Raw genomic sequence first — 12,043 nt, 5'->3', positions numbered from 1 at the left:
GCCTCGTGACGGTCCCGTCGGTGCGGTTACCGGGAATTCGCCCGGCCGTCGGGAACAATGGTCACTCATCATGGGCAGCAATGGATCCGGTCAATCGCACCGATGGGTAGTGCTGAAGGGCCGGCTGATATTCAGCGTCGCGTCGGCTCTCGTCATGGCCGTCACCGGTGTCGGCTGGACGGGGTACCACACGGCGCTGGGCAAGATCATCATTTCGCACGCGCTGCCGAATGCGGCGACGACGCTGGACGGAAACCAGAACATCCTGCTGATAGGGCTGGACAGCCGGCTGGACCAGAACGGCAAGCCGCTGCCCCAGGACATCTACGAGGCGCTGCATGCCGGGGACGAAAGCTCGGGCGGCTACAACGCCAATGTCCTTATCGTGGTGCATATTTCGGACGGCGACGGCCCTGTGACCGCGATATCGATTCCCCGCGATGACTACGCGGAGTTGCCGGGCTGCCCAGGATCGGTATGCGCCGGCAAGATCAAGCAGGCATACGGGTTGGCCTATGAGCAGTCGCTGAATTCGCAGGCGGCCGCGAACTCGGACGGGGCGGGCGCCAACGACCTGACGGCGCGCGAGCAGACCGCCCGCGAGGCCGGCCGGAAGGCCGAAATCAACGCCGTCAAGGACTTTCTGGGCATCTCGATCGACCACTTCGTCGAGGTCACGCTGGGGGCGTTCTTCCAGATAGCCAAGGCCGTCGAGCCGATCACGGTGTGCCTCAACGCCGATACGCGGGACAGCTACTCGGGCGCCGACTTCCGCCAAGGGGTGCAGCGCATCGACGCCGCGGACGCGATGGCCTTCGTGCGGCAGCGGCGCGACGAAAACGACGGCTCCTTCACCGATTTCGACCGCACCCGGCGACAGCAGGCCTTCCTGGTGTCGTTGGTCAGCGCGGCGCGCAGCGGCGGCGCGCTGTCCAGCGTGAGCGGGCTGCGCAAGCTGCTGCAGGTCGCCCGCGACAACGTCGCCGTCGACGACGGGCTGGACATCATGGAATTCGCGTCGCGGGCCTCGCAGCTGAGTGAGCGCCACCTGTCGCTGTACACCCTGCCGATCGCCGGCTTCGGCAAAGACGCCAACGGATCAGACATCAACCAGGTCGACCTGCCGACCATCCGCCGCATCGTCAACGAGCGCTTCATGTCGGACACCCCTGCTGCGCCCGCGGCCGCGGCGCCGGCGACCCAACCGGCGCCGCCGTTGACCGGCCCCGTCATCCTCGACGTGGTGAACGCCGCCTCGCGGGACGGGCTGGCGGGAGCAATCGAGGAGGCGTTCGCCGGCCGCGGCTTCACCCGCGGCAGCGCCACCACCGCGCCGGTCCCGGCCGACGACAGCGTCGTCGAATACGGCCCGGGCGCCGATCAGGGCGCGCGGTACCTGGCTGAGCAGTTGCACGTGCCGGCGACGGCGAACGACACCGTGGCCGCCGGTACGGTGCGGCTGACCGTGGGAACTCAGTTTCCCGCGGGCGACTACCTGGCCCACCCCGGCGCGACGACCGACGCGTCCGGGTCCGGTGAGGTGAGCGCGGTGCCGGCCACCGGCGTCGGCGACCGCGCCCCGGCCCCGACCGACCTCAGCCAGATGACCGCGGCGACCGTCCCCTGCGTGAAGTAACCGTGCGGGGCGCCGGGTCCTGCGCCGATCCGTCCCGTCGCGGCAGGGCTGTGGCCGCATCCTTCCTTCCTGCTCTCCCAACCGGATGGTTAGTATCGCGGTTATCACCGATGAGCGGCCGCCGCGCGGCGGGACTCTGCTCGGGAAGGACAATGATGACCACCGAATCGGTTGCACCTAGGACATCGGACTCCAGGAACGGCGCTGCACCGGCCGATGTGGCAGGCACGGTTGCCCGGCTTCGTCAGACCTTCGCCACCGGACGGACGCGCGACATCGAATGGCGCAAGCGGCAGTTGCTGCAGCTGGCGAAGCTGATGGAGGAGAACGAGGGCGCCATCGCGGCCGCGCTGTCCGAAGACCTGGACCGCAGTCCCTTCGAAGCCTTCATCGCCGACATCGCCACCACCGCCGGCGAGGCGAAGTTCGCGGCCAAGAAGGTTCGTAAGTGGGCGAAGCGTCGCTACCAGCTGCTCGAGATGCCCCAGCTGCCGGGGCGCGGCTGGATTGAGTACGAGCCCTACGGCACGGTGCTGATCATCGGTGCGTGGAACTACCCGTTCTACCTGACGCTGGGTCCGGCGGTCGGCGCGATCGCGGCCGGAAACACGGTCATTCTCAAGCCTTCGGAGATCGCCGCGGCGTCCGCACACCTGATGGCCGAGCTGGTGCCGCGCTACCTGGACAACGACGCGATCGCGGTGATCGAGGGCGACGGCGCGACCAGCCAGGAGCTCATCGCGCAGGGCCTGGACCGCCTGCTGTTCACCGGCGGCACCGAGATCGGCCGCAAGGTCTACGAGGGCGCGGCGCCCCACCTGACCCCTTGCACGCTGGAGCTCGGCGGGAAGAGCCCGGTGATCGTGGCGGCCGACGCCGACGTGGAAGTCGCCGCCAAGCGCATCGCCTGGATGAAACTGCTGAACGCCGGCCAGACGTGTGTCGCGCCCGATTATGTGTTGGCGGACGCCGGCATTCGCGACGAGCTGGTGAGTAAGATCGGCGCCGCCGTCACGAAGTTCACCGCGGACAAGCCCGACGGCATGCGGATCGTCAACCAGCGGCAGTTCGACCGGATCAGCGGCTACCTGGCCGGCGGGGACGGCAAAGTTGTCGTCGGCGGCAAGTGTGACGCGTCGAGCCTGCGCATCCAGCCCGCCGTGGTGGTGGACCCCGACCCGGACGGGCCGCTGATGCAGAACGAGATCTTCGGGCCGGTGCTTCCGATCATCACCGTCCAATCTCTGGACGACGCAATACGTTTCGTCAACGCGCGGCCCAAGCCGCTGTCGGCGTATCTGTTCACCAAGACGCGCGAGACCCGCGAGCGGGTGATCAAAGAGGTGCCCGCCGGCGGCATGCTGGTCAACCACCTCGCCTTCCAGGTGTCGACGGCCAAGCTGCCCTTCGGTGGCGTCGGCGCGTCGGGCATGGGTGCCTACCACGGCAAGTTCGGCTTCGACGAGTTCAGCCACCGCAAGTCGGTGCTGACCAAACCGACCCGGCCCGACCTGTCGAGCTTCATCTACCCGCCCTACACCGAGCGCGCCATGAAAATGGCCCGCCGGATGTTCTGACATTTGGCTTAACGAAAGCCATTGCCTAACCACGTTTTTCACAGCAGAGAGGAACCCCATGCCCGGAGTGCAGGATCGCATCATCATCGTCACCGGAGCCGGTGGAGGACTGGGCCGTGATTACGCCCTGACCCTCGCCAGAGAGGGCGCCAGCGTCGTCGTCAACGACCTCGGTGGATCCCGGGACGGCACCGGCGCCGGCCACAACATGGCCGACGAGGTGGTCAAGGAGATCAAGGACGCCGGCGGCAGGGCGGTCGCCAACTACGACAGTGTCGCCGAATCCGAGGGCGCCGAGAACATCATCAAAACCGCGCTCGACGAATTCGGCGCCGTGCACGGTGTGGTCAGCAACGCCGGCATCCTGCGCGACGGCACCTTCCACAAGATGACCTCCGAGAACTGGGACGCCGTGCTCAAGGTGCACCTCTACGGTGGCTACAACGTCATCCGCGCCGCATGGCCGCACTTTCGTGAGCAGAGCTACGGCCGGGTGGTCGTCGCCACCTCCACCAGCGGGCTGTTCGGCAACTTCGGCCAAACCAACTACGGCGCAGCCAAACTCGGCCTGGTCGGATTGATCAACAGCCTGGCGCTCGAGGGTGCCAAGTACAACATCCACGCCAACGCGGTCGCCCCGATTGCGGCGACCCGGATGACCGAGGACATCCTGCCCAAGGAAGTGCTCGAGAAGCTGACGCCCGAGTATGTCGCCCCGGTGGTGGCCTACCTGTGCACCGAGGAAAACCCCAACAACGCTTCGGTTTTCGTGGTGGGTGGCGGCAAGGTGCAGCGCGTCGCCCTGTTCCAGAACAAGGGCGTCAACTACGACAAGCCGCCGACGGTGGAGGACATCGCGTCGCAGTGGGGCGAGATCACCGACCTGTCCGCGGCGAAGCAGGCCGATTTCAAGCTGGGATAAATCCGGCCCGGTCAGCCCAGCAGTTCGTTGCGCAGGCGGTCTACGTCCGCCTGCGTGACGCCTGCGTCCCGTAGGTAGGAGTCCAGCGACCCGAATTGTTCGTCGATGGTGTGGCGCGCGGCGTCCAGGTATTCGGGCCGTACGCCGAGCACGCCGTCGGACAACCGTGCCTGCGTGAAGGTGACGACCTCGGGGGTGAGTTCGACGTCGGAGCGCTGCTTGATCATCTCGGAGATGTGGTCCCGAAGTTGGGGGACGGCGGCGTTGCTGCGCAGGTAGTCGGCGACGATGGTGTCGTGGTCGACGCCGAGGACTTCCAGGACCGTGGCGATCACGAAGCCGGTACGGTCTTTGCCCGCGAAGCAGTGCGTGAGCACCGGGCGTCCGGCGCCGAGCAACGAGAAGACTTGCCGCACAGCGCGTTGCGCCCCGTTGCGCGTCGGAAATTGCCGGTACTCGTCGATCATGTGGCCGACCGCGGCCTCGTTGACGGACTCGTCGGACTGGTCGCGGTCGCCTTCGAACAGCCGCCGGAATGCGTGTTCGTGGGGAGCCTCGTCGTCGGGTGATTCGTCGTCGCCGAGATCGGGGAGGGGGAGCCGGTGAATCTCGACGCCGTCGGGAACCAGGCCCGGACCGCGCCGGGCCACTTCCCGGTTCGCGCGCAGGTCGGCGACGTCGGTGATGCCCAACTCGCCCAACGTCGCCCGCCCCGCGTCGTCGAGCCGGCTCAGCTCACCGGACCGGAACAACCGTCCGGGCCGTAACGCCGGAGCGGCGTCCGCGACGTCGCGAAAGTTCCACGCGCCGGACAGTTCTCGCAGCACCTCAGTCATTTCGCGGTGGCCGCAGCGGCGAGCGGGGATTTCTCGCGGCCGAGCTCGGCGCGCGCGATGGTCCGCATGTGCACCTCGTCGGGTCCGTCGAAGAGCCGCATGGCCCGGTGCCAGGCGTACAGCCGGGCCAGCACCGTGTCCTCGGAGACGCCGGCGGCCCCGTGCACCTGGATGGCGCGGTCGATGACGTTGCACGCCACCTGCGGGGCGACCGCCTTGATCTGCGAGACCAGCGTGTGGGCGGCCTTGTTGCCATGCTTGTCGATGGTCCACGCTGCCTTTTCGCAGAGCAGCCGGGCCTGGTCGATTTCGTTGCGGGACTTGGCAATCGACTCGCGGACCACGCCCTGCTCGGCCAGCGGCCGGCCGAACGCCACCCGCTTGGAGGCCCGGTCCACCATGAGCGCCAGCGCCCGCTCGGAGCCGCCCAGCGCGCGCATACAGTGGTGGATGCGGCCCGGCCCCAGCCGGGCCTGCGCGATCGCGAAACCGCCGCCCTCCTCGCCCAGCAGGTTGGTGGCGGGCACCCGGACGTTGTCGTAGATGATCTCGCAGTGTCCCGGCTGGTCCTGGAAGCCGAAGACACTGGTCGAGCGGACCACGGTAACGCCCGGGGTATCCATCGGCACCAGCACCATGGACTGCTGCTGGTGGCTGGCCGCCTCGGGGTTGGTTCGCCCCATCACGATCAGGATCTTGCAGCGCGGATCGGCCGCGCCCGAGGTCCACCACTTGCGGCCGTTGATCACGTAGTCGCCGCCGTCGCGCACGATCGAGGTCTCGATGTTGCGCGCGTCGCTGCTGGCGACCGCGGGCTCCGTCATCGAGAAGCCGCTGCGGATCTCGCCGTTGAGCAGGGGCTCCAGCCATTGTTTGCGCTGCTCCTCGGTGGCGAACAGGTGCAGGGTCTCCATGTTGCCGGTGTCGGGTGCCGCGCAGTTGAGCGCCTCGGGCGCGATCTCCAGGCTCCAGCCGGTGATCTCGGCCAGCGGCGCGTATTCGAGGTTGGTCAGGCCCGACTCGGCCGGCAAGAAGAGGTTCCACAGGCCCTGGGCCCGGGCCTCGGTCTTGAGTGCTTCGACGACGGGCGGGACCGTGTGATCGTGTGGGCCGGCCGCGTCGCGATATTTGTCGTATTCGGCCTCGGCCGCAAAGACGTACTGCGTCATGAAGTCGGACAGGCGCTTTTGATAGTCGATGGCTTTGGCTGACATCGCGAAGTCCATGCCCGTCACGATAGGACACGTGTCGAGTGACCGTGTTTCCGGTCGTCAGCGCATCGGTTACGCGGCGGTGACAACGCTCCGGCGCACCATGGACGTCATGACCGACAGTTCGCAAGCCCGGCCCCCGTTCCCGCCGTTCACCCGAAAGACGGCGGTCCAGAAGGTGCAGGCGGCCGAGGACGCCTGGAACACCCGCGATCCCCACCGCGTCAGCCTGGCCTACACGACCGATTCGCAGTGGCGCAATCGCGGCGAGCACATCGTGGGCCGCGACGAGATCGTCGCGTTTTTGACGCGCAAGTGGCGTCGCGAACTGGATTACTCGCTGCGCAAGAGCCTTTGGGACTTTCACGACAACCGCATCGCGGTGCGATTCCAGTACGAATGCCACGACCAGTCCGGGCAGTGGTATCGCAGCTACGGCAACGAGCTGTGGGAGTTCACCGATTCGGGACTGATGGCACGCCGCGAAGCCAGCATCAACGACGTGCCCATCGACGAATCGCAGCGCCGCTACTTCGGGCCCCGCCCGGAATCCGAACACGGCCGCGAAATCCCGCTCTGGTAGCCGGCCGGACCCGCGACAACCGCGGATTGTGACCCCACAACGGCGCGGGCGCTACTGGTCAGCCGTGCGGTGGCGAACCATCGACCGGGGTATGCCGCGCCGGGTGGCGCGGAGCCGATCACATCGTCATGGTGAAACCTGGTTAAGGTAGCGAAGCGCGCGGCCAAGCCGGCGCCACGCCTCGGCGGGGACAGTACGGGAAAGTACGGAAAGTGGATGTACGCGCCATGACAAATGCGCAGACGACGGTTGGAGTGGTCGCCGAATCCGGCGCGGACGAGCGGCGGGTCGCGCTCGTGCCGAAGGCGGTCGCGTCGCTGGTGAGCAGCGGCGTGGCGGTGGTGGTCGAGTCCGGTGCGGGCGAACGGGCCCTGCTGCCCGACGCGCTCTACACCGACGCCGGGGCCAGCATCGGCGATGCCTGGGCCGCCGACGTGGTGGTCAAGGTCGCGCCGCCGACCGCGGACGAGGTCGCCAAGCTGCGCAGCGGCCAGACGTTGATCGGTTTCCTCGCGCCCCGCAATGCCGAGAACTCGATCGGCGCCCTGAAGCAGGCCGGCGTGCAGGCGTTCGCGCTCGAGGCCATTCCCCGGATCTCGCGGGCCCAGGCGATGGACGCGCTGTCGTCGCAGGGCAACGTGTCCGGCTACAAGGCCGTGCTGCTCGCCGCCTCGGAGTCCACCCGCTTCTTCCCCATGCTGACCACGGCGGCGGGCACCGTGAAGCCCGCCACCGTGCTGGTGCTCGGCGTGGGCGTGGCCGGGTTACAGGCGCTGGCGACGACCAAGCGGCTGGGCGCGCGCACCACCGGCTACGACGTCCGCCCCGAGGTGGCCGACCAGGTGCGCTCTGTGGGTGCGCAGTGGCTCGATATCGGCATCGATGCCGCGGGCGAGGGCGGCTATGCCCGTGAGCTCACCGACGAAGAACGCGCCCAGCAGCAGAAGGCCCTGGAGAAGGCGATCAGCGGGTTCGACGTCGTGATCACCACGGCGCTGGTCCCGGGACGGCCGGCGCCGCGTCTGGTCACCGCGGCGGCGGTGGAGGCGATGAAGCCGGGCAGCGTGGTCGTCGACCTGGCCGGTGAGACCGGGGGCAACTGCGAACTCACCGAGCCCGGGCGGACCGTGATCAAGCATGACGTCACCATCGCCTCGCCGCTGAACCTGCCCGCCACCATGCCCGAGCACGCGAGCGAGCTGTACAGCAAGAACATCACGGCCCTGCTCGAGCTGTTGATCACCGACGGCAAGCTGGCCCCGGACTTCGACGACGAGGTCGTCGCGGACTCGTGTGTGACGCGCCAGACCAGCGGAGGGGACTCCTGATGTACGACGAACTACTGGCCAACCTGGCGATCCTGGTGCTCTCCGGATTCGTCGGGTTCGCCGTCATTTCCAAGGTGCCCAACACGCTGCACACCCCGCTGATGTCGGGCACCAACGCCATCCACGGCATCGTGGTGCTGGGCGCCCTGGTGGTGTTCGGTTCGGTCGAGCACCCCTCGCTGGCGGTGCAGATCATCCTGTTCGTCGCGGTGGTGTTCGGAACCCTGAACGTCATCGGCGGGTTCATCGTCACCGACCGGATGCTGGGCATGTTCAAGGGCAAAAAGAAACCGCTGCCCGCGCCCAGTAAGGAGCAGGCGGCCAAATGAACTACTTGGTGATCGGCCTCTACATCATCTCGTTCGCGCTCTTCATCTACGGCCTGATGGGGCTGACCGGACCCAAGACGGCGGTGCGGGGCAACCTGATCGCCGCGGTGGGCATGGCGCTGGCGGTGGCGGCCACCCTGATCAAGATCCGCCACACCGACCAGTGGGTGCTGATCATCGCCGGCCTGGTGGTGGGGGTGGTGCTCGGCGTCCCGCCGGCCCGCTACACGAAAATGACCGCCATGCCGCAGCTGGTGGCGTTCTTCAACGGCGTCGGCGGTGGCACGGTCGCGCTCATCGCGCTCGCGGAATTCATTGAGACAAGCGGCTTTTCGGCCTTCCAGCACGGCGAGTCGCCGACCGTGCACATCGTGGTGGCGTCATTGTTCGCCGCGATCATCGGCTCGATCTCGTTCTGGGGATCGATCATCGCGTTCGGCAAGCTGCAGGAGATCATCTCCGGGTCGCCGATCGGCTTCGGCAGGGCGCAACAGCCGGTCAACCTGCTGCTGCTGGCCGCGGCGGTGGGCGCCGCGGTGGTGATCGGGCTGCACGCCCATCCCGGCCCTCCCGGCGGGACAGCCGGAGCATCACTGTGGTGGATGCTCGGGCTGCTGGCCGCCGCGGGTGTGCTGGGCCTGATGGTGGTGCTGCCCATCGGCGGCGCGGATATGCCCGTGGTGATCTCGCTGCTGAACGCGATGACGGGGCTCTCGGCCGCGGCCGCGGGCCTGGCGCTGAACAACACCGCGATGATCGTGGCGGGCATGATCGTCGGCGCGTCCGGCTCGATCCTGACCAACCTGATGGCCAAGGCGATGAACCGCTCCATCCCGGCGATCGTCGCGGGCGGCTTCGGCGGCGGCGGGGTCGCCCCGAGCGGCGGCGACGGCGGCGACAAGACCGTCAAGGCCACCTCGGCCGCCGACGCCGCGATCCAGATGGCCTACGCCAACCAGGTGATCGTGGTGCCGGGTTACGGCCTGGCCGTCGCGCAGGCCCAGCACGCCGTGAAGGACATGGCGGCCCTGCTGGAGGACAAGGGCGTGGAGGTCAAGTACGCCATCCACCCGGTGGCGGGGCGGATGCCCGGGCACATGAACGTGCTGCTGGCCGAGGCCGAGGTCGACTACGACGCCATGAAGGACATGGACGACATCAACGACGAGTTCGCGCGCACCGACGTCGCGATCGTCATCGGCGCCAACGACGTCACCAACCCGGCGGCCCGCAACGACGCATCCAGCCCGATCTACGGCATGCCGATCCTCAACGTAGACAAGGCCAAGTCGGTGATCGTGCTCAAGAGGTCGATGAACTCCGGGTTCGCCGGCATCGACAACCCGCTGTTCTACGGCGAGGGCACCAGCATGCTGTTCGGCGATGCGAAGAAGTCGGTGACCGAGGTCGCCGAGGAACTCAAAGCGCTTTAGCTAGACGGGCGGGTAGGCGGGCGGCGGGTATCCGTTTCCGTCGGTGACCCCGCGCAGTCCCCAGGTCAGGTACCGCATGAAGAACTCGATCTCGTCGCTTCCGTCGTAATCCGGACTCGGATCCATCGGCCCCACCTCTCGACTCATTGCGCGCGATGACGAGTCTAGTCCCATACGTCTGCACGTGACACCCGGCGTTTTGCTTAAACTGTCCAACCAGTTGATTGATAGTTATCCTGGCCGGACCGGCCCTGGCCAGGACATACCGACGATAGTGAGAGCAGATGCCCACCGACAGCAGCACCCCGAACGGGCTGAGCCGCCGCGAAGAGTTGCTGGCGGTAGCCACCAAACTGTTCGCGGCGCGCGGCTATCACGGCACCCGAATGGACGACGTGGCCGACGTGATCGGCCTGAACAAGGCGACCGTCTATCACTACTACGCCAGCAAGTCGCTGATCCTGTTCGACATCTACCGCCAGGCCGCCGAGGGCACGCTGGCCGCCGTGCACGACGACCCGTCCTGGACCGCGCGCGAGGCCCTCTACCAGTACACGGTCCGCCTGCTCACCGGCATCGCCAGCGATCCGGAACGGGCCGCGGTGTACTTCCAGGAGCAGCCGTACATCACCGAATGGTTCACCAGCGAGCAGGTCGCCGAGGTCCGCGAGAAGGAAGCCCAGGTCTACCACCACGTGCACGGCCTGATCGACCGCGGGATCGCCAACGGCGAGTTCTACCCGTGCGACTCGCACGTGCTGGCGCTGGGCTACATCGGCATGACGCTGGGCAGCTACCGGTGGCTGCGGCCGAGCGGCAGGCGCTCGGCCAAGGAGATCGCCGCCGAGTTCAGCACCGCGCTGCTGCGCGGGCTGATCCGCGACGAAGCGATCCGCACCACGTCCCCGCTGGGACCGTAACCGCGCGGGCGCCTGCCGGCGAACGGCGGCCGGTCGGCGACGTCGATCGCGAAATGGTCCCCGGGGCCGCGACCCGCCCGGCAGTATGCGCCCCGAAATTTGTGGACTACTGTCTAGAAACGTTGTCCGGAGTTCACAGGGACGGAGAGACTGTCATGGCGATCCGCGTCGCGCACGTCGGTACCGGCAATGTCGGAGGGCTGGCCCTCGCCGAACTCATCACCAACCCGCAGTTCGAACTGACCGGGGTGTGCGTCTCGACACCCGAGAAGGTGGGTAAGGACGCCGGCGAACTGTGCGGCGCCGGCCTGGACACCGGCGTCGTCACGGGGGTGGCGGCAGGCAACGATCTGGACGCGATCATCGCCGCCAAACCCGACTGCGTCGTCTACTGCGCGATGGGCGACACCCGGCTGCCCGAGGCGATGGCCGACGTCATGCGCATCCTGGCCGCGGGCATCAATGTCGTCGGCTCGTCACCCGGTCTGCTGCAGTACCCCTGGGGCGTCATGCCCGACAAATACATTTCCCGCGTGGAAGACGCCGCCAGGCAAGGCAATTCGAGTGTCTTCATCAGCGGCGTCGACCCGGGGTTCGCCAACGACCTGATCCCGTTCGCACTCGCCGGTACCTGTCAGCGCATCGAGCAGGTGCGCTGCATGGAGATTCACGACTACGCCTCATACAACGGGACCGAGGTCATGGACTACATGGGATTCGCCAAGCCCATGGACGAGATCCCGATGCTGCTGCAGCCGGGCATCCTCAGCATCGCCTGGGGAACCGCGATCCGTCAGCTGGCGGCAGGTCTGGGCGTCGAGGTCGACCAGATCACCGAGTCATACCAGCGCGAGCCCGCACCCGAGGACTTCGACATCGCCGTCGGCCGCGTCGCCAAGGGCACAGTCGCGGTGCTGCAGTTCGAGATTCGCGGCATGGTCAAGGGCCATCCCGCCATCGTCATCGAGCACGTCACCCGGCTGCGGCCGGACCTGCGCCCCGACCTGCCCCGGCCCGCGGCGGGCGACGGATCGTATCGCGTCGAGATCACCGGCGAGCCGTCGTATGCGGTCGACATCATCCCGAGCAGCCGCAATGGCGACCACAACCACGCCGCGATCGCGGGCGCCGCGGGTCGCGTCGTCAACGCCATCCCCGCGGTGATCGCCGCGCCGCCGGGCATCCGGACCACACTTGATTTGCCGCTGGTAACGGGCAAAGGCCTTTACGCACCAAGCACTTTGGTGACCACCTAATCGAAAGGAGAC

12 protein-coding genes are annotated in these 12,043 nt (G+C 67.5%); 9 read left to right on the top strand and 3 right to left on the bottom strand.

From position 1 onward, the window contains the following. The first annotated feature begins 70 nt into the window (after positions 1 to 70). The 3 genes from OQ789_RS08510 to OQ789_RS08500 all read left to right on the top strand — a co-directional run bounded on the left by OQ789_RS08510 (position 71) and on the right by OQ789_RS08500 (position 4,135). Entirely contained in the window at positions 71 to 1,636 is a 1,566-nt protein-coding gene (locus OQ789_RS08510) for an LCP family protein (protein WP_324684918.1), read from the top strand. A gap of 152 nt (positions 1,637 to 1,788) precedes the next feature. Then, positions 1,789 to 3,213: an aldehyde dehydrogenase family protein gene (locus OQ789_RS08505; protein WP_324684917.1), complete on the top strand. Its 1,425-nt coding sequence runs from the start codon at positions 1,789 to 1,791 to the stop codon at positions 3,211 to 3,213. A 58-nt stretch (positions 3,214 to 3,271) separates the two neighbouring features. Continuing rightward, positions 3,272 to 4,135: an SDR family oxidoreductase gene (locus OQ789_RS08500; protein WP_324684916.1), complete on the top strand. Its 864-nt coding sequence runs from the start codon at positions 3,272 to 3,274 to the stop codon at positions 4,133 to 4,135. A gap of 11 nt (positions 4,136 to 4,146) precedes the next feature. On the opposite strand, the gene OQ789_RS08495 is transcribed toward OQ789_RS08500, so the two are convergent. Then, positions 4,147 to 4,971, bottom strand: coding sequence for a tyrosine-protein phosphatase (locus tag OQ789_RS08495; RefSeq protein WP_324684914.1), 825 nt, complete (start codon positions 4,969 to 4,971; stop codon positions 4,147 to 4,149). Next, entirely contained in the window at positions 4,968 to 6,185 is a 1,218-nt protein-coding gene (locus OQ789_RS08490) for an acyl-CoA dehydrogenase family protein (RefSeq protein WP_324685079.1), read from the bottom strand. Before OQ789_RS08490 ends, OQ789_RS08495 begins: the two co-directional genes overlap by 4 nt. Before the next feature lie 109 nt (positions 6,186 to 6,294). Here OQ789_RS08490 and OQ789_RS08485 point away from each other — a divergent pair, with 109 nt between their 5' ends. From OQ789_RS08485 to OQ789_RS08470, 4 genes are all read left to right on the top strand, one after another. Then, positions 6,295 to 6,765 carry a nuclear transport factor 2 family protein gene (locus OQ789_RS08485; RefSeq protein WP_324684912.1) on the top strand — a complete coding sequence of 157 codons (471 nt, stop codon included), beginning with the start codon at positions 6,295 to 6,297 and terminating at the stop codon, positions 6,763 to 6,765. Between the two features lie 227 nt (positions 6,766 to 6,992). Then, positions 6,993 to 8,093 carry a Re/Si-specific NAD(P)(+) transhydrogenase subunit alpha gene (locus OQ789_RS08480; protein ID WP_324684910.1) on the top strand — a complete coding sequence of 367 codons (1,101 nt, stop codon included), beginning with the start codon at positions 6,993 to 6,995 and terminating at the stop codon, positions 8,091 to 8,093. After that, positions 8,093 to 8,422, top strand: a complete 330-nt coding sequence (locus tag OQ789_RS08475; protein WP_324684909.1) for an NAD(P) transhydrogenase subunit alpha — start codon at positions 8,093 to 8,095, stop codon at positions 8,420 to 8,422. Before OQ789_RS08480 ends, OQ789_RS08475 begins: the two co-directional genes overlap by 1 nt. Next, complete coding sequence (locus OQ789_RS08470) at positions 8,419 to 9,855, top strand: NAD(P)(+) transhydrogenase (Re/Si-specific) subunit beta (protein WP_324684908.1); 1,437 nt, start codon at positions 8,419 to 8,421, stop codon at positions 9,853 to 9,855. Before OQ789_RS08475 ends, OQ789_RS08470 begins: the two co-directional genes overlap by 4 nt. On the opposite strand, the gene OQ789_RS08465 is transcribed toward OQ789_RS08470, so the two are convergent. Beyond that, entirely contained in the window at positions 9,856 to 9,981 is a 126-nt protein-coding gene (locus tag OQ789_RS08465; RefSeq protein ID WP_003874194.1) for a hypothetical protein, read from the bottom strand. A 158-nt stretch (positions 9,982 to 10,139) separates the two neighbouring features. Between OQ789_RS08465 and OQ789_RS08460 the strand changes: the two genes are divergently transcribed. Both OQ789_RS08460 and OQ789_RS08455 read left to right on the top strand, forming a co-directional pair. Further along, the gene (locus tag OQ789_RS08460; RefSeq protein ID WP_324684904.1) at positions 10,140 to 10,775 is read left to right on the top strand and encodes a TetR/AcrR family transcriptional regulator; all 636 of its coding nucleotides are present in this window, start codon (positions 10,140 to 10,142) and stop codon (positions 10,773 to 10,775) included. A 155-nt stretch (positions 10,776 to 10,930) separates the two neighbouring features. Continuing rightward, on the top strand, positions 10,931 to 12,031 hold the full coding sequence (locus OQ789_RS08455; protein WP_324684902.1) for a diacylglycerol kinase: 1,101 nt from the start codon (positions 10,931 to 10,933) through the stop codon (positions 12,029 to 12,031). Positions 12,032 to 12,043: the final 12 nt, after the last annotated feature.

The organism is Mycobacterium sp. 94-17 (genome assembly GCF_035617725.1).
GTDB lineage: Bacteria > Actinomycetota > Actinomycetes > Mycobacteriales > Mycobacteriaceae > Mycobacterium.
Note: the sequence above shows the minus strand (reverse complement) of the source record. Positions and strands in the feature narration are given on the sequence as shown.

Excerpts from the sequence above, each read along its gene's own strand:
- OQ789_RS08480 (WP_324684910.1), top strand. The coding sequence starts at position 6,993 with ATGACAAATGCGCAGACGACGGTTGGAGTGGTCGCCGAATCCGGCGCG.
- OQ789_RS08465 (WP_003874194.1), bottom strand. The coding sequence starts at position 9,981 with ATGGATCCGAGTCCGGATTACGACGGAAGCGACGAGATCGAGTTCTTC.
- OQ789_RS08495 (WP_324684914.1), bottom strand. The coding sequence starts at position 4,971 with ATGACTGAGGTGCTGCGAGAACTGTCCGGCGCGTGGAACTTTCGCGAC.
- OQ789_RS08455 (WP_324684902.1), top strand. The coding sequence starts at position 10,931 with ATGGCGATCCGCGTCGCGCACGTCGGTACCGGCAATGTCGGAGGGCTG.
- OQ789_RS08490 (WP_324685079.1), bottom strand. The coding sequence starts at position 6,185 with ATGTCAGCCAAAGCCATCGACTATCAAAAGCGCCTGTCCGACTTCATG.
- OQ789_RS08460 (WP_324684904.1), top strand. The coding sequence starts at position 10,140 with ATGCCCACCGACAGCAGCACCCCGAACGGGCTGAGCCGCCGCGAAGAG.
- OQ789_RS08475 (WP_324684909.1), top strand. The coding sequence starts at position 8,093 with ATGTACGACGAACTACTGGCCAACCTGGCGATCCTGGTGCTCTCCGGA.
- OQ789_RS08485 (WP_324684912.1), top strand. The coding sequence starts at position 6,295 with ATGACCGACAGTTCGCAAGCCCGGCCCCCGTTCCCGCCGTTCACCCGA.
- OQ789_RS08505 (WP_324684917.1), top strand. The coding sequence starts at position 1,789 with ATGATGACCACCGAATCGGTTGCACCTAGGACATCGGACTCCAGGAAC.
- OQ789_RS08500 (WP_324684916.1), top strand. The coding sequence starts at position 3,272 with ATGCCCGGAGTGCAGGATCGCATCATCATCGTCACCGGAGCCGGTGGA.
- OQ789_RS08470 (WP_324684908.1), top strand. The coding sequence starts at position 8,419 with ATGAACTACTTGGTGATCGGCCTCTACATCATCTCGTTCGCGCTCTTC.
- OQ789_RS08510 (WP_324684918.1), top strand. The coding sequence starts at position 71 with ATGGGCAGCAATGGATCCGGTCAATCGCACCGATGGGTAGTGCTGAAG.